Source organism: Pirellulales bacterium, from assembly GCA_033762255.1.
Lineage (GTDB): Bacteria > Planctomycetota > Planctomycetia > Pirellulales > JALHPA01 > JANRLT01.
In genome coordinates, this window is record JANRLT010000014.1 from 95,445 (window position 1) to 121,676 (window position 26,232).

Consider the following 26,232-nt stretch of genomic DNA (forward strand, 5'->3'; position numbering starts at 1 on the left):
TTGATGTGTCTTCTCTGCTGTGGACAGTCGCGCCTACTCAAAGAACCTAACGCTACACGTCACCGAGCGACCAGTGACTAACATACCATTGGAAAACGCGACGCCGGTCGGTTTGGTGCACGTGTTTGTTATTCCGGTTTGTCTTCTGCTGGGTCGGTGTCAAACACCATGATACGAGACGAATCAGCAAGAAGGCTAGAGATCTGTTCAGGTTTCAATTCCACATTGATTTGAGTTATGGAGTAATTGTTATGAGTGATAGAAGCGTTTCTGGATTTTCTCGAAGCGACCCATGCAGCAAGAACAGTGCCGATAGCCGTAATGAAGGTGGTAGCGATAGTGATAACATCTCCACCAGCCACAACGTTTCCAGGTGCGGGACGGTTACGGACATACGTAATGCCAGAACTGTCAAGAATAGCGATAAAGGCTGCACTGCCTTTGCCAGTCAAGCTGACCCGGATGCCAGGTTCGACGTTTTCCGTTTTACTACTCATGGGTTGTTGCCTCGCTTGCGTGTGGCATGGTCATTGGTTCAGTCAGCGGATGGCGTTGCTATAACGGGGAAAGCTATTTGGGGTCGAAAGCCAGACGTTCGGGACGTGGTCAAAAATTGAAGGAATAACGACAGGATCACGCGGGCGGCGCGAGTGAACCAACCATCGTCTACCGATGCGAACGCCGCCTCGCGTGCATCCGGTGGTTATGCCGTTTCATAATCCCTGCAATAGTGCTTGTTGGAACTCTGCAAAGCTGAGGGCGTTGCGTTGGATATCTGTGACGAATTCCGGACGCTGTTTGAGCGCTGAAAACAGGGTAAGCATTCTTGAAGCGTGTTTACGCGCTTTTGAACCCGGAGAGAACGTGGTAAATCCGCCGGCACCCTTGACCTCGACATTGTATGCTTTCGAATATCGAGTGACATCCAAGAACTGTCCGGCGGATGGCTCGACGTACGGGAGCATGGTTGCGAATTCTATCGTTACTCCTTTGACCGTTTGCCGCGAAACCATATTGCTTGGAAAGCGATGAGTCGCGGACTTGTTGCCGGATGTTGCTGTTATTTGCTGAACCCCCAGAGGTGCGACTTGTGAGAAATGTACTAGCTTGAGCATCATGATTGGTTCATTCTCAGCGATTCTGATGCCGTAGACGATCTGTGCCGACTTACCTTGCGCCGTGATTACGTCAACATTCGGTATCATGTCGCCGGGAAACACAATGTCATAAAGCTCGTCGTCTTGAGTTCTGCCGACGATCATGCCTTCAGTAAGTGCTTTGAAGTCATAAGTAGTGGCGCTCTGAGTCTGCGACGAAGCGCCGTGACTGTGGGCAGGCGTCGAGTGCGGACGTGGTTTGCCGACGGGGGCGCGGCTGGGTGCTGTGTCGCCGCATCCCACGATGAAGACTGCGAGTATGATCGTCGCTCGGTTCATTGTTGTTCAACCTTAGTGCATAACGACCCAAGCACAGCGACCCGGCCTACGAGGGCGTGCGATTGCAACCGCGACGCTCACGCCGGGTTCGCTGCAGAGTGCATGGTTAGGCATCATGTCAATCTTCATGCTGACTCTTCGGCTGTGCCGTCTCGATCTCCGTGATATGATTACGAATGACGCTGCCGCATTTTCTGCAAAATCCTTCGACAACAATCTTCCCATCTTGCTCAAACTCGCGTGCATCTCGCATACCCAAATCTGCCGCCTCACAAACTTCACACCACGAATCTTCAGTGAGTATCTGCTGCTCTGCTGGAGAACGGGAGGAAAAATTGCGAGGTGTTTTCATGATGCCGAACAATCAGTATTCAGAAATCTGCATATTACAAATCTGATCCCATTCTGCATAATTCATGTTTACCGTCAATACTTTTCAGTAATTTTCCGACTTGCCGTTCTATCTGTGGATTTCTGTAAATTTGTGTTATGCCCAATCACTCATATTCCCCCACGCTGGCTGCCGTACCTCTACTGACGCAGGTGCGGCAATTGATGCGTCCCAGTTAGCTCTCGATCCCCATCGAACCAGCGGGTTAGCATCGAGAATTACAGCCTGCCGGTGTCGCACAGACCAGCGGGTATGGCGAGCAGGTCGTGACCTGATCCTGCGGGGTCGGGAGTCGTGGGCGGTGCAAACGTGTTTGGCTAGGCAGCGCAATTCGCCCAGGACTCCCGACCCCCTCACGCATGACATGCCCCAGGGGGACGGGAATCCTTGGCGACGATGCTGTGCAAATGACTGGCCCACTCGCGCCAACGATTCCCGACCCCGGGGAGTGTTTCTAGGGCGGCTTACCCCGGGTAGTCGCTGCGCTAACCCGGGGCTAAGGGCTGTAACCGCGTTGCGGTTAGGCAGGCATTTAACCAAAAACCAAATACCAGTAACCAAAAACCAGCAGGCCCCGCGCTCCGCTGCGCGTCGCGGGTGCGGTGGGATCGGCGAGCACAACTCGCCGCCACGAAGAATACGGCGACGAAACGTCGCCGCTACAGGAAGAACGGCGACCACGTCTGGATGTCTTCTCCGTGACCCTCGGTGACTTCTCCGTCACTCCGTGATAAATGTATTTTCGGGTCTGTCATGCCGCGCTCCGCTGCGCGTCGCGGCTAAACAATTCCTAGAAAATGCAATGGCGGAACACGTTCTGTTCTACGGGGCTGTAACCGCGTTGCGGTTAGGCAGGCATTTAACCAAAAACCAAATACCAGCAACCAAAAACCAGCAGCCCCCGCGCTCCGCTCCGCGTCGCGGCTAAACAATTCCTAGAAAATGTAATGGCGGAACACGTTCCGTTCTACGGGGCTGGCGGTATACATTCCGCCCTGCCTATATCTTCGCTAATCGGAACCTTCACCCTTAACCGCTATAACCCCGATTCCATCCCAGACTGCTAGCATTCTTGCGACTGCTAAGCGAGGTAAACTCGGCAGTCCCGGCTAAGCCTCTGTAGAGTGAGGCCAATCGGCCAGTCGATGCTACTGTCGGGTCGCTAGCGGCAAAACGGCGTTTGTGACGTGTGCCGCCGATAGCCGGAATCGTGCCAGAAATGGCAATCATGCGGATTATTTTTTGCCAGAACCGTGTCTGCCTCGCCAAAATCCCTTCCTTGCCGCCGTGCTCCATGATTGATTCGGTTTGGCAAAACAGCCGCGCATCGCAGCCGGGAGGCAACCGCAAGGGGTTCGCGCAAACGAACTCTGTCGCGAAACGGTTTACGTGGCAAACGTATTTCATCGTCAGTATTATTACTGTTGCAACCAGCATCTTTTGCATTGCAAAAACACTCGCTGAAGGGGGGACCCATCCCGCCGCTCCTCCCCCGGAATACCGTCCGCTGATCTTTCCCGAGCAACGCCGGATCGAAGTCCGAGCGCCGGAACAGTTTCGCCCGGCAAATTTGCCCCCCGTCCCCACGCCCCCCACTGTTTCCCAGCCCCTGCCCGAGAACGCCACCTGGACTCTCAGCTTGGACGAGGCGATCCGCATCGCCCTGGAAAACAGCGATATCGTGCGGGTGTTGGCGGGAAATACGGCGGTCCCTTCCGGGGCGACTATCTACGATCCCGCGATCTCCAACACCCAAATCGATCTGGAACGGGGGCGGTTTGATCCCCGCCTGCGGAATGACACGTTTTGGAATCAATCCGACCAGCCCCTAGGCCAGTTTAATCCCGCGCCCCCACCCACGAGTATTATTACCGGCAGTCGGGCGGAAGGATTTTCCAATTCCACCGGCATTAGCAAGCGTCTGCTGACCGGAGCCACCGCCGAGGCCAATTTCAACGTCAATCGCAACGACAATCGGTTTGGCTTCTTTCCCCTGAATCCGCAAACAGCCAATAGCACCGAACTGGCGTTGACGCAGCCGCTATTACAGGGGGGAGGCTATCGGGCCAATATCGCCCCCATCATCATCGCCCGAATCAATACCGAGTTTAGCTTCTTTCAATACAAAGACGCCGTCCAGAACCTCGTCTTTAGCGTGATTGAGGCGTACTGGAATTTGCAATTTGCCCAAATCGATGTCTGGGTGCGCGAGCAACAGGTCAATTCCGGACTGGAAGCGCTCGAACGGGCCGAAGGGCGCGCGCTGGTCGGCCTGGCCAATGAAGGGGAAGCGGCCCAGGCCCGCGTCTCGTATGAAAACTTTCGCGCCAATCTGATTGCCGCGCAGGCTAATCTGTGGGCGAGTGAGGGAGTGCTGCGGAATTTGCTGGGAATCAGCCCTTCCGATGGGCGACGGATTGTGCCCGGGACCCCTCTGTCCGTGGAGCAAATTCCCCTGGACTGGTACGGCCTGCGGGCCTTGGCCGAGACTTATCGTCCCAATCTGATTGAACTCAAGCTCATTTTGGAGGCCGACGAGCAACAATTAATCCTGGCCCAAAACCAGGCGTTGCCGCGCCTGGACGCCGTGGGGTTGTACCGCTGGAATGGGCTGGAGGGGAAAACGCCGGAGGGAGTGCGGATTGTCGGGGATTCCGCGGATTACCAGGAATGGCAGACCGGCGTGAATTTTTCAGTGCCGCTGGGCCTGCGCAGCGAGCGGGCCACCCTGCGGCAGCGGCAATTGTTATTGACGCGCGACCGGGCCAATCTGGACCAGGGGCTGCACCAGGCCGCGCATGAATTAGCTGCCAGCTACCGGGATTTGGCGAATACTTACGAGCAGTATTTGGCGTTTAAACGGACACGGGAAGCGGCGTTTATCAATATCGAACAGCAACTCGCGGCGTTTCAGGCGAACACGCGCATTTTGTATTTGAATGTGCTGTTGGCCATCACCGATTGGGGCAACTCCGTCCGCAACGAGAATCAAGCGTTGGTTTTATACAATACGGTCCTTGCGCGGTTGGAGGCCCAGACGGGGACGATTTTGGAAACCCACGGCATTCGATTTGCCGAAGAGCGTTATGGGTCCGTTGGTCCGTTGGGGAGGCATTTTCGACCGGTGTTGTATCCCCAGTCAATGCCCCCGACGCCCAATGTTGACTTGCCACGGGCCAGCGGCGAACAGGCCTACAAACTGCCGGAAAAAATCGTGTTGCCCGAGATTGAGGACATTCCCCCTCCCAATTCCGCCCCCCAGCCCGTCCCCCCCGCGCTGGAAGCCCAGCCGCAATCAACCCCGGCGGAGGAGCTTCCCCCTGTCCCGCCACTGCCAGATCCACCGCTATCAGGAGGATTAAACAAAGGAGCCATGCGGAATATAAACAAACCCAAGTAGCTATTCCGCAGTTGTTACTTGTTAGCCTCCGCCGGTCAGCGCGGATTTGATACCGGTGACGATTTGGTCGCCAGGTTTAAGCTTTCCCTCCAACAATTCGCTATGTTTGGCGTCGTTGATGCCGATGATCACGGGGACGGCCCGCAATTTTCCGCCATCGATCACCCAGACGTGCCGTTTACCCCGTTCGCGCGAGGCTTTGGCCAGGTCCTCGGCGCTTTGGCGCACGACGACCCCTCCGCCGCCGGTATTATTGCTGGCCTCGGCGGCTAAAATGGTCCCGTCCAAAATGCCCTGGTCTTCCGGGCGGACATCGGCCGCTTTGGGATAAAACCGCAGTCCGGCATTTGGCAGGCGGATGGCGGGATCGCGAACCTCGATTTGAAAAGAGAGATTGGCCGTCATGCCGGGCAAGAGTTTGAGTTGTTCGTTGGCGGCGGCCACCACCACCGTGTAGGTCACGACACCCTGGTTGGTGGTGGGGCTTTTGCGAATTTGTTCGATTCGCCCTTCGAACAGATCATCAGGATACGAATCCACCGTGAATTGAACCAGCTCATTGGCTTCTTCCGCCGCGCGAATCAGCCCGATATCCGCTTCATCGACGGCGGCATAGATGTGGATTTTTTTCTTTAAGTCCGGAGCCACCACAAACAGCGTGTCCGACTGAAAAGAGGCCACCACGGTTTGGCCTTCTTCCACCTTACGGTCGATGATGACGCCGCTGACCGGCGCGGTGATTTCGGTATAGGCCAGATTTTGCCGCGAGATGGTCAGCGCCGCCTCCGCTTGTTGAATGCCGGCTTTGGCCAGTTCGACCTGCGCCTCGAGCGCGGCGCGGTCGGCGGTAAACTGGTCCAGCTCTTGATCGCTGATAAAAGTTTTCTTCGCCGCGCGCAGATTTTTGGCCCGCTGTTCGTTATTGCGGGCATTGGTTAATTGCGCGGTCACCCGCTGCAGATCGGCTTTGTTATTGGCCAGAATCGCCTCGTCCCGCGCGACCCCCGCCTTGAACAAGCGTTGATCGATGAGGGCCAGCACATCCCCTTCCTTGACTTCGCTATTAAAGTCCACGAACACTTTTTCGACCGGGGCCGAGACAAACGCGCCAACCTGGACGCTTTTGACCGGTTGGACTGTCCCGCTGGAATTCACCACCTGCACGATACGGCCTTTATCCAGCTTTCCCAGACGAAAGCGTTTTGTCAGATCGGGAGTGCCCCAGGTGTAATACATGGCCCCCGCGGTCCCACCCAATAACACGATCGCCACGCCGACCCAAAGAATGTTGCGCCACATGATGTTCAATTGCCGTCCAAAGTAGGCCCTGGTCCGCCGATCCGCCGCTGGTGGTAAAAGCTCTATTTTAGCATATATTGCCCAAATCCCAAGTTAATCCAAAGCTGGGTCAATCCGGGGTGGGGGCCAGTTCTTCGGCTGGTTGCTCGCCATGCAGCATTTCGATGGCCCGCTGAAAATCCGGCGTGTCGGCCACTATGTGCCCATCGCGCAGGACCACGGCCCGTTTGGCGTTTTTAGCCACGACCTGGTCGTGCGTCACCAGGATAATCGTGATCCCGTCCCGTTCGTTTAACTCGCGAAAGAGATCCATCACTTCGCGGCTGGTGCGGGTGTCCAGATTGCCCGTCGGTTCATCCGCCATCAAAATCGACGGGCGATTGACCAACGCCCGGGCGATCGCCACGCGCTGTTGCTGGCCCCCGGACAGTTGGCCCGGATGATGGTCCAGGCGATTCCCCAGACCCACTTTTTCCAGCATTTCGACCGCCCGCTCGGAGCGCTCGCGGCTGGAAATTTGCCGCGAGTACAGCAGCGGCAATTCCACGTTTTCCTGGGCGCTGGTCCGGGCCAGCAGATTAAAATTTTGAAACACAAATCCAATCTTTAGATTGCGCAGCCGTGCCCGTTGATCGCGGTTCATGCTGACAACCTCCAACCCGTCCAACAGATAACTGCCGCTCGTGGGCCGGTCCAGGCAACCCAGCGTGTTCATCAAGGTCGACTTGCCGGAGCCGGACGGACCCAGGAGCGCCACATAATCCCCCGCCTCGATCCGCATGGTCACCCCGCGCAGGGCCGCGACCTCCACGGATTCCAGGTGGTAGATTTTACGGACATCCGTAAGTTGGATAAGGGCCATAAGCAAGCGAACACGGGCGGCAGGCGGGATCCACGCGGCTATCTTGATTACCAGGATGCAAAATAACAACCAAGTTAGCGCGGATTTTTGTCAGGAGCGGACATTTTTGCGGGATCCACCACCACATGGCGGACTTTTTTTCGTTTCCAGGTATAGCTGATATGCACGCGGCCATCGCTAGTTTGAATGATCGCCGGATAGCTAAATTCCCCTCCCGGTTCATTTTCTAGCATCCCGACTTCGGTCCAGGTTTGGCCATCCCCGCTGATCGCCAAATTCAGGGGAGAACGGTCCCCCCAGCCATTTTCCTTTGGTTGAGGCGTAACACGATTATACACCAGCAAATGGCGACCTTCCGCCAGCGTGACGGCGTCGATGCCGGAATTGGGGTTGGGCAGGGACGTGGCAGCCAGTTCACTCCAGGTTTTTCCCCCATCCGCCGACCAGGTTTCCACGATTTTACTGATTCTACTTCGGCAAAGGGCCTGGAGTTTCAATTGGCCGTGGCTCAAGATCGTGGGTTGGATAACCCCCGTCTTTTGCGGGTTGGGGACTGGCTCTTGCAGTTGCCAGTGCCATTTTCCATCTTTCCAGGTTCCTTTTTCAAAATGGATTCGCCACCCTTGGTCCTCGGTGCTGGTGGGGCACAGCAAGGTGCCGTCGGCCAATTCCACCGGTTTATTCTTGATCGGTCCATAAATGCCCTGGGGCAACCGCTGGGGCTGGCTCCAGGTTTGACCGTTATCGTCGGATGTCAGCAACATGCCCCACCAAGTGTCGGGATCGGGCCCGACTTTGTAAAATAGCAGCAAGGGGCCTTGGCTGGGCTGAAATAACACTGGATTCCAGCAAGGATAGCGAACTGCGGCGGATTCAACTCCGTTGGCCACTTCCACCGGTTTGCTCCAGCCAGTTTCCGTCTTACGAGCTACCCAAATGCCGACATCGGGATTTTTTTCTTTGGTGCCGCCAAACCAGGCCGCCACCAACGTGCCATCCTTGCATTGGACCAAGGTGCTGGCGTGACATTCAGGAAAAGGAGCTTGTTCGTAAATAAACTCCCGCGAAATCAATCCGGGAAAGCTTGGTTCCTGGGCGAGAGTACCCCGTGCTGAAAAAAACATAAACAGAACCAAGCAGAGAGCAGTGCTAAAGCGAAACTTGGGCATGCCGAATTCCCCTGATTAATACCGGTTGACTCGTATCTATTGCGCTTAACATAGCATATTTGACGCTGCATACGCTACTAACCGTGAATAGCTAGTGCCTTGTATGCTCTTTTTTTACAAACGACTGTAATGCAGAAAAATCGTAAAAAAAGGCGCGTTTTGGTGAAGAAATTTGGGAACACTGATCCTCGCTAATCGACACTAATCCAGAATGCTATTTTAACCGCGATCTAACTAAGCGATCCGCTTAGCTTGGAAATACCGTCTGGATTAGCGAAGATCAGCGCGGATTAGTGGTTCAGTTGTTTTTCCAGTTAAACCCAACGTGGTAAGAAATTTCAAACCTCACGAAATCACTTTGCTGCCTATTGAGCTTCAAAATACAGCCATAGCTACTGTTTGTTTTGGTACAGCGAATACCACGACGTCCTGATCCACGCCCAATTGCCAAAGACGATTGCACCGCGTCTGACTCCCGACTCGTGCCTACCAATCGGGATGCAAATCCGGCCGTTCATGTTGCAGTTGGATTTGGTATTCCTCGCGGAGGGGATTGCCGGCAAGGTAAAGCGATTCCAGTCGCGGCAGCTTTGCCAGTTCTAGCAATCCCACCCCGGTGATCCGCGCCCGGGTTAAAATCAAAAATCGCAAATTCCCGCATTTGGCCAAAGCCGCCAGCCCCGCGTCCTCCACGTCACTCATTCTCCAACAGAGCAATTCCAACCGGGGGTGCTCCGAGACAATCTGCAAGGCGCTATTTCCAGCCTGACAACTGGCCAGATTCAGTTGCGTTAACTCTGGCCAACATAATCCCGAGGATGATCGCAGTTTGGCAAAGTCGGCGTCGGTCAGGTTTGTTTCGCCCAAGCGCAGGATTTGCAACTGGGTAATCGACAAGAGTTTTTCCCAGGCGTCACTGTCACAGGCCGCGCGGGGTAGTTCGATTACCTTCAGTTCCGGCAGAGCACTTAACTGGGCCACCTGCGCGTTGGAAAGGGGCTGATCAAAGAATATGTGCGTATGGCCCGCGGCCCGGGTGGATTCCAGCAATTTGGACCAATCGGCAGCCGTCGCAGCCGGGTCCACGGTTGTAGTAGCAGGTGCGGATGGCGGGGAGGCCGCGGGGTGTTCTTGGCAACCAAGGAGCAAAGCGCAAATCAATCCCCCGATTCCTCCACGACAAATCCCTTGATTTACAACAAAACGTGGCATGCGTGGAACGGGTTAAAACCGGGCGGAGGTCTGGTCCTGGGCAATAGGGTCAAAATTCATTATATTTTAACAGGTTACTCCAGCGAAATCCCCCGTTATAAGGGATTTGATCCGGCTGGTTCACCTAGCGGATAATTCGCCTAGCGCTCCCTTTGTCGTTCCCGCCATTATCGCACAAGGGGCTACCCAGCGCTCTTTCCCACCGCCCCCACAGTCCTTTTTGCTGGTTAGCATGAACTTTATACCCGCGACAAAGCTATCGGACCGCTCGTATGTGGGATTGGTATTGTCGCAATTTCTGGCGGCATTTAATGATCAGGCGATTCATATCGTGGCGATCTTTTTTGCCAGTGATTTGCTGCATGGGTATGTGCATCTGCCGGGCTTTGACCAAAAAACGATCGTGTCGATTGTAACGGCCTGCTTTATCGCGCCGTTCTTTTTGTTTTCTCCCTTGGCCGGTATTTTGGCGGACAAGTACAGCAAGCAAAGAACGATCGTGTTTTGGAAAATCGCGGAGGTCTTTATCACGGGGCTGGCCCTGGTCGGTTTTTTGCTGCCCCATACGGTCGGCTGGGGTTGGGCCGACTCCAAAACCATCGCCACGATCAGCGCATTTTTGGTCATTGCGGCGGTCTTTTTGATGGGGACGCATAGCGCGTTTTTTGTGCCGGCAAAATACGGCATCATGCCCGAAATCTTGCACACGAGCGTGCTCTCGCGCGGGAATGGCATTCTCGAGGGGACCAGCTTTGTCTCCAATATTTTAGGAACCTCGTTTGGAGGTTACCTGTACTTTTTTTTAAAGAACCGCGCCGACCCGCTGGCCGGGGGAGAATGGGTGATCGGACTGACGTTGTTTGCCCTGGCCTGGCTGGGAATGGCGTTTGCGTATTTGGTCGCCCCCATCCCCGCGGCTTCCCCCGATCGCCAGTTTACCCTTAATCCGCTGGTTCCCTTAGCCAAAAATTTTGGCGAATTGCGCCGCTCAAAACCCTTGGTGCTGGCGGTGGTCGGAATCGCCTTCTTTACATTTATGACACTTTTTGTGCGGCAGACGCTGCTCTTTCAGGGGGAATCCGCCAAGGAACTGCACGAAGCCCGCGCCCATCTGGCGGAAATGACTCCCCCCGCATCTTCCTCAAATAATCCCGTCCCTCCCGCCGGTGCGACGCCAGACGCCCCCGCCCAGACCTCCACGACGTTATTGCCCACTCCGCTCGTGCCTCCTTCCGCGCAGCCCTCGCAGCAGCTCGATGAACTCTGGATTGCCACGCTGGTCGCGCTGGTTGGCTTTGGCGTGGGGGGGGGTGTGCCCTGGCTGGCAGGTTGTCTGGTTCGCGGGTAGAGCTGGGCCTGGTGTTGTTTGGCACGCTGGCCCTGGCCCTCATGACCGCTTGCCTGGCGGTGGTGGCGGCTCCCCCCATCGCCCCGAGTGGATCGAGCGGCCTCTGGCAGACGCTGCTTCAAATGGCCCAATCCCAGGCCCCGACGATCATCTGTTTGGTGATTATTGGCCTGGTATCGGGTCTATATATCGTGCCTTTGTACACACTTTTGCAGCACCGGGCCCCCAAGGATAGCAAGGGAAACATGGTGGCCACCAGCAATTTCTTAAACGTGACCGGCGGCTTGATCGCCGTGGCCAGCTTTTATTGTGTGACCTTGTTGCTGCAATCTTGGACGGGCAATTCGTTGACCGCGGGAGCGGTGGAAGAATCCCACGACCCCGCGGTCTGGCGAGCTTTTGTCACACAACTGGAGGCCCAGCAATCCATCCCGCAGCGGTTGTTTCTGACCGCGAGCGGTTTTACGTTATTGATGTTCGCCCTGATGTCTTGGATGCGGCCCGACTTTTTATCCCGGACGCTGTCGTATTTGCTGATGCCGCTTCGCCGTCGGTTAGAGGTAGACCACGCCGATTTTGTCCCCTCCTATGGACCGCTCTTGGTGGTGAGTAACGCCTCCAGTCTGACGGAATGGCTTTGCATCGTCTCGGCCATCGATCGCAAGCTCTGTTTTATGTGGCAACCTACCGCCGCCGATCAGGGGATGCTGGCAACCTTGGTCCAAGCCACGGGAATTGGACGGGCATTGCCCGCAACCAGCGACGATCTGCCGCAATTTCTGGAAAAATCGCTGGTCCTTGCTGATGAGCGCGAGTTGCTATGGGGTGTGACAGCACCCGGCGAGGCGGGCACACATTCCCCGGCGTCCGACTGGTCGCGGATTCTTTCCACCTTGCAAGATTCCCTGGTAAAAAATCAGTTGGCCGATCGCTGGCGCATCTTGCCCGTGCTGGCTCGCAATTTTTCCCCGGCCCCTGACCGTCAATCGACGATCCCCGCCATCAGTGTGGGGCACCCGCTACCAGTGACCGCCACGGCGAGCGAAATTGCCGCTGTGCTGGGGCAATTGGCCACTCATTGAAAGAATACGCTCGATGCGGTAGGTTAAAGTTTGACTAGGAAGAGCTGCCACATGCAAGTTCCAATGGCGGAAGTGCTTTGCTGGCAGTAACTTAGGTTAACGGGGTGGCTTTGACGGCCGCCTCGCGCTTCTGGCTGTCGATTTTTTTGTCCGCTTTTGCCACGCCCCGCGCAATATCGTTTATTGGGGCAGGAGATTTGCCATGTCCGCCAATTATGTCCACCCCGAGGTTCTGGTTAGCACCCAATGGGTGGCCGACCACCTGCATGATCCCGCCGTGAGGATTGTGGAGAGTAGCGAGGATGTGCTGCTCTATACCCAGGGGCATATCGCCGGCGCGGTGATGATCGACTGGCAGTTGGACCTGCAGGATGCCATCGTGCGGGATTACATCGATAAAACCGCGTTTGAAAAACTCTGCTCCAGCAAGGGAATTTCCAACGACACCAACGTGGTCTTTTACGGGGATAAAAATAACTGGTGGGCCTGCTACGCTTTTTGGGTTTTTAAATTGTATGGCCACAAAAATTGCGTCTTGATGGATGGCGGACGCAAAAAATGGGAACTGGACCAGCGCCCCTGGACCAAAGAGCCCGAGCCAACCTATCCAGCGACCAGGTATCGGGCGAGCGACCCCGACCCGCGAATTCGGGCGTTTCGGGACGAAGTGTTGGCCCATTGCCGCGCGCGGCGGCCCCTTATTGACGTCCGTTCGACGGGGGAATACACGGGCGAGTTGCAGCACATGCCCGAATATCCGCAAGAAGGCTCGTTGCGGACGGGACATATTCCCGGCGCGGTAAGCATTCCCTGGCCCAAGAATGTGCGCGAGGACGGGACGTTTAAACCGGCGGAGGAGTTGGCGGCGATTTACCAAGGCTATAATAAGGATGAGCACACGATCGCCTATTGCCGCATTGGCGAGCGTTCCAGCCTGACCTGGTTTGTGCTGACGTATTTACTGGGCTTTCAAAGTGTCAAAAATTATGACGGCTCCTGGACCGAATGGGGAAACATCGTCGGTGTGCCGATCGTAAAGGGGAATGAGCCGGGGTGAATTCAATTAAGAATTATGAATGAAGAATGAATTATTGTTATGCGGGGTGTGTAACAGAAAAATCCGTATTACTGATTCACAAATTTGAAATTTCAAATTGAGATTTGCAATTAAATCTCCGTGGGCCTCGCATCTCTCCAAATATACTCCGTGCTAAATTACCGTTTTCATGACTCTGGAATACATCATCAACGAGTTCGCCGACCTGGAGCCACGCGAGCGGCTGGAACTGCTCTTGGAATACTCCGAGGGTTTGCCTCCCCTGCCGTCAGAATATGAGGCCCAGCGCCTGGCGGGGGAGCACCGCGTGCACGAATGCCAAACCCCGGTCTTTCTGTGGGTAAATGTTCATCAGGAAACCACGGGGGTTGAAACACCGGATTCAGCGTCTAAAGATTCGCCGCCCGCCCAGGCCCAGGTTGAAATTCACGCCTGGGTCGCTCCCGAAGCCCCCACGGTCAAAGGTTTTGTGGCGATCCTGCGGGAGGCGTTTCATGGTCAAGCGGTGGAAACGGTCCTGGCCGCCCCGCTGGATTTGTTACAGCGGCTGGGCCTGGCGCAGGCCCTGGGCATGATGCGCACGCGGGGATTATCGGCGATCTTGCACTACATCCGCCGACAAGTGGAGCGAGGCGGGAGCATCGATGGCTCATATACCTAAAAGTAAATTTTCTGATGAAATCAATTTATGCTGCGGATGAGCGGACCTAGCCGTGGAGGCCGGCGCTTCGTTAAATAATATTGAGATAGGCCGACTTATTTGGACTTATCGAACTTTTTGAGTAATTCACGTTTTTGCTTATCTTCATATCGTCGTTCTTCCTTCCCCCAAGTGTAAATTGTGCTAGGTATTTGACTCGCTTCGCGAAATTTGCGGGTCGCGGCCATGCTTACATCCGTATTTTGGAGATAGAGGTGTTTAAGTTCCGGGATTTGTTCCAAGAGCCCAAAAATATCATCGGTCAACTTCGTGCTGCTTAAATTGAGATACGATAGATTTGGTAAGGGCAGGAATTTACGATAACCAGTTATTGTGAGTTTGGTTTGTTCCACGTCTAAGATTTCAAGATTGGCGAATTGTTTTAGATTCTGTGCATGGGTGTCTGTCAATTGAGTGCGAGCGAGGCTCAAGTGTCGCAAGGTATTGGAGGATTTCCAGTTATCAAATCCAGCGCCAGTCAAGGGATTACCAGAAATATCCAAGTGGCTCAACTCAGGTAAATCCGCGAGTGCGCGTAAGCCAACATCATTTATAATGTTGTACTGATACCTATTATCCTTGCCGCGCTTGAGTCCGAATTCCAGTTTCTGCGTAATGTTCAAATTATCCGGTAAACCTGGCAACATTACATAATTGAGCTTCTTCAGTTTCGCAATGTAGGTTAATGATTCATTGCCTAGATTATTATCTTTTAGGTTGAGTTTACGCAAATTCGTCAATAGCTCTATCCCCCGTATTGTCTGGTCATTGAGCGCACATGACCGTAAATGTAATTCTTGTAGAGATGAAGCGGTAGCAAGTTGCTCCCAATGATTCAAGGTCATCGTTTCCGAAAATAACTCCAGGAATTTCAATTTGGATAATTTGGCGATTGTGCCCAAATGTTCCGGTGTAAGCGTGCTCCTTCCCAATGCAAGCGTCTCCAGATTGGGGCATGTTTCGACGACCGCACGCATTCCCTCAACTGTCAATGGATTGCCAGTTAAGGCAAGATAGTTGAGTTTCTCGAATCTAGAAAGCTTGGCAAACCCATGCCCCTGGATATCGTTATTTAGTAACACAAGAGATTCTAAATCTGGGTGCGCAGCTAACCAGGCCAAATCCTTGTCATCGGCATCGCCATCAATGGTAATTTTTTTAAAAGAGGGGAACTTCTGCAATTCCTCGGCTAATCTAATCAATTGCCCCTTGTTCAAGCCGAAGGAGATGTCCCTTAGATTGGGAAGAGTTTGAAGTTTGTCCCAAACATCCGGCGGAATTGCGACTGTGGCATTTTCGCTAATGTGTTGCCCTAACTGTAATTCTATTGTCTTAGGATCCTCTTGCGAAATTGCGTAACTAATTTCAACGCCAGCTACACGCTCTTTCAATCCCGCGAAAAACTCAACTAGATCAATCGATTCCTCTGTGGTTTGCGATAGTAATCTTGTGGTTGCAGCACAAAGACAGAAAGCAAGCAACCAACATTTGACCACACAAAGAAGATTAGACATTGTGGTTTCCATCAAATGATATCTGATTTATCAAACCAACATTACGCGTAAACTTCCCCCTATAACACTTCCCGGATCGGCTCCACGCCGCTATCCACCGGGTAGCGCGGCGTGCCCGAACCGTCAAACACCCGGTCGCGGTGCGCGTCGATCCCCAGGTTGTGATACAGCGTGGCGAACACCTCTTGAAACTTCACTGGACGATCCTTTGGCTCTTCGCCGTTCCGCGTGGTCGAGCCGATCACCTGCCCCGTCCGCATGCCACCCCCCGCCAAGATACACGCATTCGCCTGCGGCCAGTGGTCCCGGCTGTTCATGGCGTTGATCTTGGGCGTGCGGCCAAATTCTCCCCACATCACCACCGACACATCTTTGTCCAGGCCCCGCTCGTGCAAGTCAGTGACCAACGCCCAGAGCGCTTGATCGAGCATGGGAAATTCCACCCGCGAACTGGGGAAGTTCATTCCGTCCCCGCCATGCCAATCCCAGCGGCTATAATTGAGCGCGACGTACCGCGCGCCCGCCTCGACCAGGCGCCGCGCCAGGCAAAAGTTTTCCACCATGCGGGGCGCGCCGTCGCGCTGAAACTCGGTATCGGACTGGCCATAGCGGGCCAAAACTGCGGGGTCTTCCTTGCTCAGGTCCAGCGCGTCCCCCAGCTTGCTATCGGTCAATATGCCAAGCGCCTGCTCCATGTTGGCGTCCAGGCTTTCATATTGGGCCAGGGTGTCCGTGTCGCGGCGAAAAGTGTCCAGCGACTGGCGCAGTTGTTCGCGATCACGCAGCCGTTCCAGCGTGATTCCCCGCAGGACCATGTTGTCGGATTTTTCGCGGGCTTTTTTGCCCACGGCGTTAAAGGGGTTATGTTTCACGCCTAGGAATCCCGCCGGATAGGGGTCTCCCCAGGTTTTATTTCCCGTGGCGTACATGAGCGCCATATTGGCCGGGACGCCCGGATCGGCTTGCCCCGCCAGGCGCGACACCCAGGCTCCCGCCGTGGGCCAGCCGCCATTGGGGGCTCGTTCGTTCTTTTTGTGTCCCGTCAGGCACTGGTAGCCGTCATGGTCGCCGCTGGAATCGGACAGCGACCGGACAATGATCAGCTTGTCCATGATGCTGGCCAGCTTGGGGAATAACTCGCAAATTTCGATCCCTGGCACGTTGGTGCGAATGGGCTGAAACTCGCCCCGTATTTCGGCGGGGGCGGCAGGCTTCAAGTCAAACATATCCAAATGCGACGGTCCGCCGGGGAGATAAATATTGATGATGGCTTTGTGCGATTTACCGATGCCAGCGCGCGACTCCAATGCCAGCAAATTGGCCAGCGAGAGGCCGCCGATACCCGCTGCGCCAATGTGCAAAAACCCGCGGCGGCTGACACGGTCGCAAAAATTTGTCGCGCGATCAGGTTGACCCAGGATGGAGAGCATGACGGTTACCTCGCTATTATGTCGTAATTATTGTCAAAAGTGCTTCAAGAAAGTACGACGCGCGCAATGTTAGCTTGACGATCAACAGCCCCTCTGGGAGCGGGCCACGGATTTACACCCTTTATGGTAAGTTTATCGACCGGGCGAAGCAAGGAAAATGGCGATTTTCGGCCCAAGTGTGACGCGCGGCTCCCAAGGTGGCGAAAAAACCGTGCATTTATGCCAAAGAGAACCGTTGGCGGCGGGGTGGTAGTAATTATTTTACATTTTAACTACTCGCCTGCCTCAAAAATTGAGCAATCTCTTGTTTTGTCGCCATGCTTTGGGCCGTCCGCAATACCAAGTCCACGAGCAAATCATCCGTCGTGTTGACGCTGTGTCCGTTAAGTTCTAAAAATAGCAAAGCCGCTTCCAGACCGACCCGCTTATTCCCATCGAGGAAGGGATGATTTTTACCAAGTGAAATAAGTAGGCGGCGGCCATTTCAAAAATGTCGGCATGCAAGAATTGTCCGCCGAACATTGCCGCTGGTTGGGCCAAGGCGGATTCTAGCAGACCAAAATCGCGAATTCCCTCCCCACCGCCATAAGCGGCGAGCTGCGCGGCGTGGGACTCCAGGACCTCATCCAGGGATAAAAACTGAATCATGCCCACTACTCCGCCAGCTTTTTAAATGCTTTGTTATACTTGGCATTAATTTTACCGCGAGCCGCCCGCACCGCCGACTTACGATCAGTGGGTTGCACGGGGGCAATCCTGATGGACTCTCCATCGGTCGATAATTCAACTTGATCCGTGGGGCTAATCTTCAACAGCTCTAAAATCGGCTTATCAATCACCAGCGCGTAACTGTTGCCGTGTTTGACCAGTGTTTTGAGCATAAAAAAGTCCTTCAAGATAAGGTTGCACAATGTATCTACATTGTAGCACTTAAGTCACGCTTTGCAAAGTCAATCTTTTAGCAGCCGCGCTGCTAAAGAGTTGATAAAAGTCTTAAAATCGCGTTATTACACGCCCAGGGTACGCTTCACCCGCGAAAACGCCGCCACCGCATATTCCAAATCCTCCCTGGTATGGGCGGCGGAAAGTTGCGTGCGGATACGGGCCTTGCCTTGGGGAACAACGGGGTAACTAAACCCAATCACATAGACACCTTCGGCCAACAGCAGTTCGGCCATTTTGGCGGCGAGCGCGGCGTCCCCCAGCATGACCGGCACGATCGGGTGCTCGCCGGGGATAATGGTATAACCTGCGTCGGTCACTGCCTGGCGGAACCACTGCACATGGCCCATGAGGCGGTCGCGCAGTTCGGTGCTGGCCTCAATAATGTCGAGCGCGGCTAGCGACCCAGCGGTGATAGGCGGGGCGACGGCGTTACTAAACAGATACGGCCGCGAGCGTTGCCGCAAATAGGCGATCACGGGCGCGCTCCCGCTAATGTAACCGCCGCTGGCCCCGCCGAGGGCCTTGCCGAGGGTGCCGGTTAGCAGGTCAATCCGTCCCAGACAGCCGTGATGTTCGTGAGTGCCGCGACCGGTCCTACCCAAAAAGCCGGTGGCGTGGCAATCGTCCATCATGACGAGCGCGTCGTATTTATCAGCCAGTTCGCAAATGCCGGGCAGGTTGGCAATCACGCCATCCATGCTAAAGACGCCGTCGGTGGCGATCATGCGAAAGCGCGCGCCAGCGGCTTCCTTAAGCTTGGCTTCCAGGTCGGACATGTCGTTGTTTTTGTAACGGAACCGCTGCGCCTTGCACAGGCGGATGCCATCGATGATGCTGGCATGGTTCAGTTCATCGCTAATGATCGCATCCTCTGGGCCAAGGAGCGTCTCGAACAGGCCCCCATTGGCATCAAAGCAACTGGAATACAATATCGTGTCCTCGGTGCCGAGAAATCGGCTGAGGCGCGTTTCTAGTTCCTTGTGCGGGGACTGCGTGCCGCAAATAAAGCGGACACTGGCCATGCCAAAGCCAAATTTGTCCAGTGCGGCGTGCGCGGCGGCGATCACCGCGGGGTGATCCGCCAGGCCCAGATAGTTGTTTGCGCACAGGTTGAGCACGTTGTCACGCCCACTGGCGGAAATATGCGCCCGCTGAGGAGAGGTAATCACCCGTTCGGGCTTTTCGAGACCGGCGGCAAGAAGTTCGTCAAGCCGGGATTGAATATGTGCCGTAAAATTTGACATGGCAAAGCTGCAAAAAAAGCAAGAAGAAGTGTAGCCGCAAGGAAAGCAAAAAAGGCAAAAAAGGGGGATGGTTTGGGTAAAAGGAAATGACTGAGTTGTCGCAATCAATCTAGCACAGCTTGATAGCTTATTCGCCGGGGATTGCATCGGAACAGTAATATTTCTTTACCGCAAAGGTCCGGCTGCCAAAGTTCACCAGCAGACCATGTTCCAAGCGCGTCGCCCGCAAATAGCCCAGTATCTGCGCGATATGATCGTTCAGGATTCCCGCGACCGCCTTGGCTTCCACGATCAAGGTCTGTTCGATGAGTAAATCGGCAAAAAACTCCCCCAGGATTGTGCCGTCCTCGTCATAGACTTGGCAGGGATGCCGGGGTTGGACATGCAGGCCGCGCTTGCCCAGGCGATTAACCAGGGCGTTGACATAGACTTTTTCCAAGTGGCCCGGCCCCAAGTATTTATGGATGGCAAAACCCGTTTCCCGCACGATGTCGCACAGCTCAAAAATCGGATCCTTTTGCATGGGTAGCTCCAAAAAGGTGGCCAGAAAAAAATTAGATTATGCCGCAAGAAGAACAAGAAAGGCAAGAAATAGGGGAAGAATTAATTAGCCGCAAGAACAGCAAAATAATGCAAGAAAATGGAAAAAGAGTATATGCCGCAAAAACAACAAAGAAAGCAAAAAAAGAGCCAAAAACTCAAGTATTGCGAAGATTCAACATCTGCCACCAGCTACTAAACAAACTCTTTGCTCTTCTTGCTATTCTTGCGGCTGGCTTTCCCTGCTTGCTGTTCTTATGGCACTTTCGCGGCCTAGTCATGCCAGTGCAAGATCACCTTACCCGATTGTCCGCTCAGCATCACATCAAACCCCGCTTGAAAATCCACCACATCAAAATGGTGCGTAATCACCGGCGAAATATCCAACCCCGATTGCAGCATCACGGTCATTTTGTACCACGTCTCGTACATTTCCCGCCCATAAATTCCCTTGATGGTCAGCATATTAAAGACGACGGTGTTCCAGTCGATCGCCATCTCCCGCTCGGGTATTCCCAGCATGGCGATCTTGCCTCCGTGGGCCATGTTGGCCAGCATATCCCGAAACGCGGCGGGGTTGCCCGACATCTCTAGCCCCACGTCAAAGCCTTCTTTCATGCCTAGCTGTTTTTGGGCGTCGGCCAGGGTTTGCGCGCGGACATCGACGGCCAGGTCGGCCCCCATGCGACGGGCCAGGTCCAGCCGATAGGGGTTAACATCGGTAATGACCACATACCGCGCCCCCGCGTGTTTGGCGATGGCGACCCCCATAATGCCGATCGGCCCCGCGCCCGTAATCAGCACATCCTCGCCCAAGAGGTCAAACGACAGCGCGGTGTGAACGGCATTGCCAAAGGGGTCAAAGATCGCCGCCGTACTGAGCGGTACGGCGGGGTCGTGGACCCACACGTTTGTCATCGGCAGCGAGATATAATCGGCAAAGGCCCCCGGCCGATTGACGCCGACCCCCTGGGTATCCTTACACAGGTGCCGCCGCCCGGCCAAGCAATTGCGGCAGCGGCCGCAAACGACGTGCCCTTCGCCGCTAACCAGGTCACCCACGTGAAAGTCGTGCACATTCGCGCCGACTTCCACGATCCGACCAACAAATTCGTGCCCGACTGCCATCGGGACGGGAATCGTTTTTTGGGCCCAGGCGTCCCATTTGTAAATGTGGATGTCGGTGCCACAGATGCCGGTTTGCAGCACTTGGATCAGGACATCGTTAATGCCGATCGTGGGCTGGGGAACATCCATGAGCCATAATCCGGGGGCGGCATGTTGTTTAACCAAGGCGCGCATGGTAACTGCTTTTTAAAGAAAGTTTTTGGAACAGGAAAAAATGCCCCGGCTAGTCTCGATGCGGTAAATGACCTAAAATGCCTTGACCGAGCGAATTATTATTGCAAAGGATAAAAAAGATGCAACACCGCGTGTTTCCAGTGTTTGGTGGATTTTTATTGGGGAATTTGTGTTGGTTGGCCACGATCTCCGCGCTCGCGGCGGATCCGGCCCCTCCCGCCACTGCGTCAGCTACGCCCAGTCCCTTGGAAAGTAATTTTCTTTCCAATGTGCGCCAACTGACCTTTGATAAGGATTTTACCAAGGCGGGGGAAGGGTACTTCTCTCCCGATGGCCAGGAGATCGTGTATCAAGCCGTTCCCCGGGATTACATCTTTTATCAAATATACCGTCAACCGCTGGTAGATGGGACGCCCCGGCGGGTTAGTCCGGGACGGGGGCGCACGACATGCAGTTATTTTAGTCGGGATGGCCGGGGATTGTTGTTTGCCAGCAGCCATTTGGATCCAGATTTATCCACCACCGAGGAATCCGCCCGCAAACAGGCGGCCGAAGATGCCAAAAGCGGCACGCGACGACGTTACCAGTGGGACTTTGACCCGCACATGGATATTTTTGCCGGCGATGCCGAGGGGAAAAATCTGAAGCAACTGACCACGGAAAAAGGGTACGACGCCGAGGGAGCCTATTCGCCGGATGGCAAGCTCATCGCGTTTTGCAGCGATCGCGACGGCGACCCGGATTTGTACATCATGAACGCCGACGGCACAAACGTGCGGCAACTGACCAATGAGCCAGGTTATGACGGCGGGCCGTTTATCTCTCCGGATGGCAAATGGGTGATCTATCGCAGCGACCGCAAGAAAGAGGGCTTTTTGCAAATCCACGCCATCGGCATCGACGGTGCGAATGATACCGCGCTCACCGACAACGTGGGCGTAAACTGGGCCCCTTACTGGCATCCCACCCAGCCGTACATTATTTGGACCGGCGCGGACCATACCGATCCGGCGGCCCGGCCGAATTATGATTTGTGGTTAATGAAATATGACCTGCGCGACGGGAAAATCAGTCCCGGTCCGATTACCCGGGTGACGGATCATCCCAGCGCCGATGTGCTGCCGGTCTTTTCGCCGGACGGGACCAAGCTGATGTGGACGAGCAACCGGACGGCGGATCGCCAAAGCCAGTTGTTCATTGCGAATTTTCAGTTGGGGGAGTAAAAGGGAATCCTATTTCTGGCACGACTGAAGTACTTCAAAATTTCAATTGCCGTTACATTTAGTTATGCCAATACCAAATGCTGAAAATGCGTTTGTTACGCGGGGAAAAATTATTGATTACCTTCTCAATTTTGAACATTCAGAAGGTGCCGCGAAGGCAGTTTGATTATATTCATTGGGGTACACAAGAGATAATTGGCAAGAATTGGCGATCGATCTCTTAGAGCTTTGCAAAAATAGCGAAACCTTCGATGTGGAAAACACGAAATTTGGTGTAAAATATAAAGTTGTGGGAGAAATTGCCAAAGAGGGATTTTATCCCGGTAAAGTGCTGACTGTGTGGATCGTAGAATCTGGTATGTTTCCCCGGCTCGTTACCGCAGTTCCTTATTCATGACCATGATTACAGAACATTCATTAGTCGCTTTAGATTGCGAAACGCCGAATGCGCGACTAAGTCGCGGCGATGTAGGAACTGTGGTGCATGTTTACGATTCGGGTCTAGCTTATGAAGTGGAGTTTGTGGATGGTGGTGGCAAAACCGTTGCGCTACTTACTTTGGAAGCGACCGCCGTGCGTAAAATACGAGCTGGTGAACTTTTGCACGCACGGCAAACAGGGTAGTTTTTCAAAGGAACTCTTTGAATCTTTCAATATACAAGTCAATTCCGAAGACGTTTTGAATTCTGCGCAATGGCGGACCGTGGGCAGTGTAAATCAACCTACGGCGTAAACCATCCTACTACTGACCCGCCGGTGGTGTTTTGGCCAGTTCTTTCTTGGCATGATCGCGCCAGCGTTTGGCCGCGGCCTGGCGGGTGGCGGCCGGGCTATCGGGAGAATAGCTAAACGTGGGAAACGACCCGGTCACCGGATCGGTAAATACGTCCCGCAAGGCGTGATAGGCCAGCACCCGCGTGTCCAGGCTTTCGCTTTCCAGGTCATCGAGCAATCCTGCGAGCGCGCCATTCAACAGATCGGCTTTGGTGTAGCCTTTCAGATGGCGGTAAAGCTTGGGTCCTTCGTTGCGGCGCAGTTGCTCAAAGGTTTCGCGAATTTTGGCCGCTGTTTCGGGACCGCGCGACAGGGCGGCCTGCAGGGCGGCGATCTCCCGCGACCAGACGGCCTTTTGGTCGGTATCGTTAAATGAGCCGATGAATAACTCAAAGTCGTCAATCAACGCCAAGCTGCGCGCGGCCAGGTAACGAATTTCCGCGCGGCGATGCGCGGCTAATTCGCGTAACACCAGCTTGACGGGCCGGTTGGGATCCAGCATTTGGCCAAAAGGCATGGTCGCCTGCTGCTCAAATCCGTTTAATTCGTTTCGTTCGATCCACTTTGGCAGGGGGGGCATGTTTCCGCTGGTCGCGGGAATGGCCGCGGGGGCCAGGGACAAATGAGCGGGGCTGGAAATGGACTGGGGGAGTTCATCCACGCCCGGGCCTTGCCACTGAAATTTTCCCTCGGCCCCATAAATGTCGATCGCCAGTTGCGGCGCGCTAGTCTCGGGGTCGGATCCGGAATCCAGATAACGCCGCACGCTAATTGCAACCTTGCTGACGGGGTCGTTTAGCACCAAGGTCCCGGCGCTCATTCCCGGCTCGATGCTTAGTCGGGTGTTTTGTTGACCATTATTACTGATCACTAACTGGCCAAACAATATGCGTATGCGGGTTGGTTGATCCTGGGGCACCGGTGGAAATTCCACGAGTGTCTCTCCCACCAGTACCAAGCTGATTCCCGATTTGAGCGTGATGGTTGGTCGATACGTATGCAAACTCAGGATACGGCTGCCATCCACAACGGGCTCCCCCGCTTGAATTCGTTGCCAACTGCTTTCAGTGTTGTTCCAGCGTAATACCGCTGGGCTAGAGTCCTGGGCCAGACGGCCTATCGCCACCCCTTCGGCGGCGCTGGCTGCGACCGCACTGGTTGCCGGTGCGTCGGTCCCCGGCGGGGGGGCTTGATCGACCACCGGGGCGTTGTTACCCGCCGCGGGTGTGCCGGGAGGCGTGGTTTCCGCGGGTAGCGGGGCAGGGGGGGCATTCGCATCCCCCACACTGTTGGGATCGACGGCCTTGGTCGCGTTATCCGGCGTGGCCGGAATATTGGCAACAGGGGGTAATGTTCCTTCGGGTAATAAGGCCTGCCCCGCGTTTGGTTGGACAAGCGGCGGGACAACCGTGGGATTTGGCGACGCGGCGGCATTGGGTAAGTTCACATCCGCTGCGGGATTGGCGTCTGTGGCCGGCGTCGAGATACTGGGAGGATTTTTACCGGCGGCCGTGACCCCCGGATCATTGGTGCCTGGGCTGGCGACATCGGCATCCGGAGCAGCGTTGGAGTTGGGCAAAGCATTTGCCGGAACAGCGGCGGCGTTACCTTGAGCGGGTAAAAGTGGATTTTGCGGAGCTGCCGCAGGTAAAGATTTGCCATCGGCGGGTTGCGCGGGAGCGGCATCGACCAGCCCCGTCATGGCTATCCACGGATGCTGCCGGTCAAATTCGCCATAGAGTCGGGCTATCCCTAACAAAGCCGCCCCCGCCACTAACAGCGTGGCCACTACCGGCCAAAATCGCCCTCGCTGGGGTTCGCGTAAATATTCGGGTACTGCGGGGCGTTCGCGGGGGGCCAAAGTGACAGGGTGGGGGGAGACTGCCGCGACCGCGGAAGAATGATCTTTGGGCGGGTGGCCATTGGGCCGATGATCGGTTTGGGCGTCCGCCCCTGCGCGAGCCAGGTACTCCGCGGCTAAACCGGGAATTTGGTACATTTTGCGACGCAAATTTGGATCAATTTCCGCCGGCTGGCTGGTTACCAGGGCCAACACCTGATGGCAGGCGGCCACTTCCGCCATGTGCACATCGGATTGCAGCAGCATTTTGTCAAATTCTTGGACGACATCGGCGGGCATCACATTATCCAGATACGAAGCCACGCTATTGGCGTCCCCGCCCATCCCCTTGCCATGCACCTTGGGTGTTCCCAATCGTAAATGCTGGGTCACCTCGCGAATATGCTGCATTAAATTGCGGGCAAATTCAGTCTCTTCGATTTTGTGCGCGATTTCTTCCCGTTGGGTGGGATCCTTCAGGGATTCATCCATATATGCCAGCAACGTGCGTAAAGTCAGACGCATAATGCACACCCATCAATATCAAAAGGAAGCCTGCATAGGAAATAAAATGGCAGGCAAGCTACAAGGCAGAGTATCCGCCATTATATAAGTGGGCTTTGGACGGCGATTCCGTGCAAAAAACTGCTACGAAATCAATTCTTAGTGAATTAAATAGGTCCGTTATGAGGTTGATAACAATTTTTAATGCTAGGCCGTGTTTTGTATTAGCGGCTGTGTGTTTTGCGGGTTTAAGTGGAGGAACGGCTTGCTCGACATGTCAGCTCAGGCGGGCCAAAACTCTGCCACGCTCCCAAATAGCCAGCAAAAAAAATTTGCAGGACCGCCCAGATCCAGGGTGCGGGAGAGGGTCTGTGTGTATGCGACCAGAGGGGACTGGCCAGCAAGGGGAAAAACTCTGTCGTGTCGGCCTGTTGTGGGCTGTGCTCTAAGAAGTGCTGATCAGTTGTTGCCGAGGGGGAAGAATCGTAAGTACGGGTCGGGGACTTAGCCGTGGCGGGGACAGCCGCTGTCAGCGGGGGTCGCAGGGGAACACGGTAAGGGATGACCGTGGATTGCAATAATTGCGGCGCAATCTTGTTATTTTCTGCTTGTAACGTTGGCACCGGTGATAAGGGGAGATTACTACACAACCAGAAGTACATTACCAGATTAAGTGCCATAATTTTCGCCAAACAGGCATGGACGAATGATCACGCCCAGTACCGTTTCTTTGGCTAACGCCAGATCTAGAACAGCGATGAGCTTATGCAGAGGGGATGCAAGCGCTGTGCCAGCGGGGATTGGCGATTTTTATACTAAAATTTCCGGCAAATTTGTGGCATGGATTAGTCGTCATGCCGTCTTTTTGCAACACAAGGGGGTGGCAAAAAGGCAACCATCTAAACAAGTGTTTCCCCCCCAGTTGGTGTTAGATGGTTTATTGCGGTCCACCGCCAGTGC

The 26,232-nt window shown here is 54.7% G+C and carries 22 protein-coding genes; 7 read left to right on the forward strand and 15 right to left on the reverse strand.

The genetic code is table 11. The annotated features are described in order from the left end of the window. Window positions 1-128: 128 nt before the first annotated feature. The 3 genes from SFX18_04000 to SFX18_04010 all read right to left on the reverse strand — a co-directional run bounded on the left by SFX18_04000 (window position 129) and on the right by SFX18_04010 (window position 1,788). The gene (locus SFX18_04000; protein MDX1962288.1) at window positions 129-497 is read right to left on the reverse strand and encodes a hypothetical protein; all 369 of its coding nucleotides are present in this window, start codon (window positions 495-497) and stop codon (window positions 129-131) included. Window positions 498-713: 216 nt separating this feature from the next. Beyond that, window positions 714-1,436 (reverse strand): hypothetical protein, encoded by a 723-nt coding sequence (locus tag SFX18_04005; protein MDX1962289.1) that lies wholly within the window; start codon window positions 1,434-1,436, stop codon window positions 714-716. 118 nt (window positions 1,437-1,554) lie between these two features. Beyond that, window positions 1,555-1,788, reverse strand: a complete 234-nt coding sequence (locus SFX18_04010) for a hypothetical protein (protein MDX1962290.1) — start codon at window positions 1,786-1,788, stop codon at window positions 1,555-1,557. A 1,333-nt stretch (window positions 1,789-3,121) separates the two neighbouring features. Between SFX18_04010 and SFX18_04015 the strand changes: the two genes are divergently transcribed. Then, entirely contained in the window at window positions 3,122-5,227 is a 2,106-nt protein-coding gene (locus tag SFX18_04015; GenBank protein ID MDX1962291.1) for a TolC family protein, read from the forward strand. Between the two features lie 21 nt (window positions 5,228-5,248). Here SFX18_04015 and SFX18_04020 read toward each other — a convergent pair whose 3' ends face one another. The 4 genes from SFX18_04020 to SFX18_04035 form a co-directional block, all read right to left on the reverse strand. Next, window positions 5,249-6,526 (reverse strand): efflux RND transporter periplasmic adaptor subunit, encoded by a 1,278-nt coding sequence (locus tag SFX18_04020; GenBank protein MDX1962292.1) that lies wholly within the window; start codon window positions 6,524-6,526, stop codon window positions 5,249-5,251. Between the two features lie 109 nt (window positions 6,527-6,635). Continuing rightward, complete coding sequence (locus SFX18_04025) at window positions 6,636-7,388, reverse strand: ABC transporter ATP-binding protein (protein MDX1962293.1); 753 nt, start codon at window positions 7,386-7,388, stop codon at window positions 6,636-6,638. Window positions 7,389-7,462: 74 nt separating this feature from the next. Next, window positions 7,463-8,557, reverse strand: coding sequence for a sialidase family protein (locus SFX18_04030; protein ID MDX1962294.1), 1,095 nt, complete (start codon window positions 8,555-8,557; stop codon window positions 7,463-7,465). A 486-nt stretch (window positions 8,558-9,043) separates the two neighbouring features. Further along, window positions 9,044-9,769 (reverse strand): leucine-rich repeat domain-containing protein, encoded by a 726-nt coding sequence (locus SFX18_04035; protein ID MDX1962295.1) that lies wholly within the window; start codon window positions 9,767-9,769, stop codon window positions 9,044-9,046. A 232-nt stretch (window positions 9,770-10,001) separates the two neighbouring features. Between SFX18_04035 and SFX18_04040 the strand changes: the two genes are divergently transcribed. From SFX18_04040 to SFX18_04055, 4 genes are all read left to right on the forward strand, one after another. Continuing rightward, entirely contained in the window at window positions 10,002-11,117 is a 1,116-nt protein-coding gene (locus tag SFX18_04040) for an MFS transporter (protein ID MDX1962296.1), read from the forward strand. Continuing rightward, on the forward strand, window positions 11,099-12,199 hold the full coding sequence (locus tag SFX18_04045; protein ID MDX1962297.1) for a hypothetical protein: 1,101 nt from the start codon (window positions 11,099-11,101) through the stop codon (window positions 12,197-12,199). The genes SFX18_04040 and SFX18_04045 overlap by 19 nt, the downstream gene beginning before the upstream one ends. A 202-nt stretch (window positions 12,200-12,401) precedes the next feature. Next, complete coding sequence (locus SFX18_04050; protein ID MDX1962298.1) at window positions 12,402-13,256, forward strand: sulfurtransferase; 855 nt, start codon at window positions 12,402-12,404, stop codon at window positions 13,254-13,256. A gap of 169 nt (window positions 13,257-13,425) precedes the next feature. After that, complete coding sequence (locus tag SFX18_04055) at window positions 13,426-13,917, forward strand: SufE family protein (GenBank protein ID MDX1962299.1); 492 nt, start codon at window positions 13,426-13,428, stop codon at window positions 13,915-13,917. Between the two features lie 95 nt (window positions 13,918-14,012). Here the strand turns inward: SFX18_04055 and SFX18_04060 are convergent, their stop codons facing one another. From SFX18_04060 to tdh, 7 genes are all read right to left on the reverse strand, one after another. Beyond that, window positions 14,013-15,470 carry a hypothetical protein gene (locus SFX18_04060; GenBank protein MDX1962300.1) on the reverse strand — a complete coding sequence of 486 codons (1,458 nt, stop codon included), beginning with the start codon at window positions 15,468-15,470 and terminating at the stop codon, window positions 14,013-14,015. 59 nt (window positions 15,471-15,529) lie between these two features. Further along, window positions 15,530-16,900 (reverse strand): DUF1501 domain-containing protein, encoded by a 1,371-nt coding sequence (locus SFX18_04065; protein MDX1962301.1) that lies wholly within the window; start codon window positions 16,898-16,900, stop codon window positions 15,530-15,532. A 390-nt stretch (window positions 16,901-17,290) separates the two neighbouring features. Beyond that, window positions 17,291-17,548 carry a hypothetical protein gene (locus SFX18_04070; GenBank protein ID MDX1962302.1) on the reverse strand — a complete coding sequence of 86 codons (258 nt, stop codon included), beginning with the start codon at window positions 17,546-17,548 and terminating at the stop codon, window positions 17,291-17,293. A 5-nt stretch (window positions 17,549-17,553) separates the two neighbouring features. Further along, a complete protein-coding gene (locus SFX18_04075) occupies window positions 17,554-17,781 on the reverse strand; it encodes an AbrB/MazE/SpoVT family DNA-binding domain-containing protein (GenBank protein ID MDX1962303.1) in 228 nt (75 codons plus the stop codon). 126 nt (window positions 17,782-17,907) lie between these two features. Then, window positions 17,908-19,089, reverse strand: a complete 1,182-nt coding sequence (locus SFX18_04080; protein MDX1962304.1) for a glycine C-acetyltransferase — start codon at window positions 19,087-19,089, stop codon at window positions 17,908-17,910. Window positions 19,090-19,216: 127 nt separating this feature from the next. Then, entirely contained in the window at window positions 19,217-19,612 is a 396-nt protein-coding gene (locus tag SFX18_04085; protein MDX1962305.1) for a GxxExxY protein, read from the reverse strand. A gap of 290 nt (window positions 19,613-19,902) precedes the next feature. Beyond that, a complete protein-coding gene (tdh, locus tag SFX18_04090; protein MDX1962306.1) occupies window positions 19,903-20,931 on the reverse strand; it encodes an L-threonine 3-dehydrogenase in 1,029 nt (342 codons plus the stop codon). Between the two features lie 119 nt (window positions 20,932-21,050). On the opposite strand from tdh, the gene SFX18_04095 reads away from it, so the two are divergent. Both SFX18_04095 and SFX18_04100 read left to right on the forward strand, forming a co-directional pair. Further along, the gene (locus SFX18_04095; protein ID MDX1962307.1) at window positions 21,051-22,154 is read left to right on the forward strand and encodes a biopolymer transporter Tol; all 1,104 of its coding nucleotides are present in this window, start codon (window positions 21,051-21,053) and stop codon (window positions 22,152-22,154) included. A 393-nt stretch (window positions 22,155-22,547) separates the two neighbouring features. Next, window positions 22,548-22,778, forward strand: a complete 231-nt coding sequence (locus tag SFX18_04100; protein ID MDX1962308.1) for a DUF4926 domain-containing protein — start codon at window positions 22,548-22,550, stop codon at window positions 22,776-22,778. A 118-nt stretch (window positions 22,779-22,896) separates the two neighbouring features. On the opposite strand, the gene SFX18_04105 is transcribed toward SFX18_04100, so the two are convergent. Beyond that, window positions 22,897-25,293, reverse strand: coding sequence for a hypothetical protein (locus SFX18_04105; protein MDX1962309.1), 2,397 nt, complete (start codon window positions 25,291-25,293; stop codon window positions 22,897-22,899). Window positions 25,294-26,232: the final 939 nt, after the last annotated feature.

Excerpts from the sequence above, each read along its gene's own strand:
- SFX18_04000 (MDX1962288.1), bottom strand. The coding sequence starts at position 497 with ATGAGTAGTAAAACGGAAAACGTCGAACCTGGCATCCGGGTCAGCTTG.
- SFX18_04005 (MDX1962289.1), bottom strand. The coding sequence starts at position 1,436 with ATGAACCGAGCGACGATCATACTCGCAGTCTTCATCGTGGGATGCGGC.
- SFX18_04010 (MDX1962290.1), bottom strand. The coding sequence starts at position 1,788 with ATGAAAACACCTCGCAATTTTTCCTCCCGTTCTCCAGCAGAGCAGCAG.
- SFX18_04015 (MDX1962291.1), top strand. The coding sequence starts at position 3,122 with ATGATTGATTCGGTTTGGCAAAACAGCCGCGCATCGCAGCCGGGAGGC.
- SFX18_04020 (MDX1962292.1), bottom strand. The coding sequence starts at position 6,526 with ATGTGGCGCAACATTCTTTGGGTCGGCGTGGCGATCGTGTTATTGGGT.
- SFX18_04025 (MDX1962293.1), bottom strand. The coding sequence starts at position 7,388 with ATGGCCCTTATCCAACTTACGGATGTCCGTAAAATCTACCACCTGGAA.
- SFX18_04030 (MDX1962294.1), bottom strand. The coding sequence starts at position 8,557 with ATGCCCAAGTTTCGCTTTAGCACTGCTCTCTGCTTGGTTCTGTTTATG.
- SFX18_04035 (MDX1962295.1), bottom strand. The coding sequence starts at position 9,769 with ATGCCACGTTTTGTTGTAAATCAAGGGATTTGTCGTGGAGGAATCGGG.
- SFX18_04040 (MDX1962296.1), top strand. The coding sequence starts at position 10,002 with ATGAACTTTATACCCGCGACAAAGCTATCGGACCGCTCGTATGTGGGA.
- SFX18_04050 (MDX1962298.1), top strand. The coding sequence starts at position 12,402 with ATGTCCGCCAATTATGTCCACCCCGAGGTTCTGGTTAGCACCCAATGG.
- SFX18_04055 (MDX1962299.1), top strand. The coding sequence starts at position 13,426 with ATGACTCTGGAATACATCATCAACGAGTTCGCCGACCTGGAGCCACGC.
- SFX18_04060 (MDX1962300.1), bottom strand. The coding sequence starts at position 15,470 with ATGTCTAATCTTCTTTGTGTGGTCAAATGTTGGTTGCTTGCTTTCTGT.
- SFX18_04065 (MDX1962301.1), bottom strand. The coding sequence starts at position 16,900 with ATGCTCTCCATCCTGGGTCAACCTGATCGCGCGACAAATTTTTGCGAC.
- SFX18_04070 (MDX1962302.1), bottom strand. The coding sequence starts at position 17,548 with ATGATTCAGTTTTTATCCCTGGATGAGGTCCTGGAGTCCCACGCCGCG.
- SFX18_04075 (MDX1962303.1), bottom strand. The coding sequence starts at position 17,781 with ATGCTCAAAACACTGGTCAAACACGGCAACAGTTACGCGCTGGTGATT.
- SFX18_04080 (MDX1962304.1), bottom strand. The coding sequence starts at position 19,089 with ATGTCAAATTTTACGGCACATATTCAATCCCGGCTTGACGAACTTCTT.
- SFX18_04085 (MDX1962305.1), bottom strand. The coding sequence starts at position 19,612 with ATGCAAAAGGATCCGATTTTTGAGCTGTGCGACATCGTGCGGGAAACG.
- tdh (MDX1962306.1), bottom strand. The coding sequence starts at position 20,931 with ATGCGCGCCTTGGTTAAACAACATGCCGCCCCCGGATTATGGCTCATG.
- SFX18_04095 (MDX1962307.1), top strand. The coding sequence starts at position 21,051 with ATGCAACACCGCGTGTTTCCAGTGTTTGGTGGATTTTTATTGGGGAAT.
- SFX18_04100 (MDX1962308.1), top strand. The coding sequence starts at position 22,548 with ATGACCATGATTACAGAACATTCATTAGTCGCTTTAGATTGCGAAACG.
- SFX18_04105 (MDX1962309.1), bottom strand. The coding sequence starts at position 25,293 with ATGCGTCTGACTTTACGCACGTTGCTGGCATATATGGATGAATCCCTG.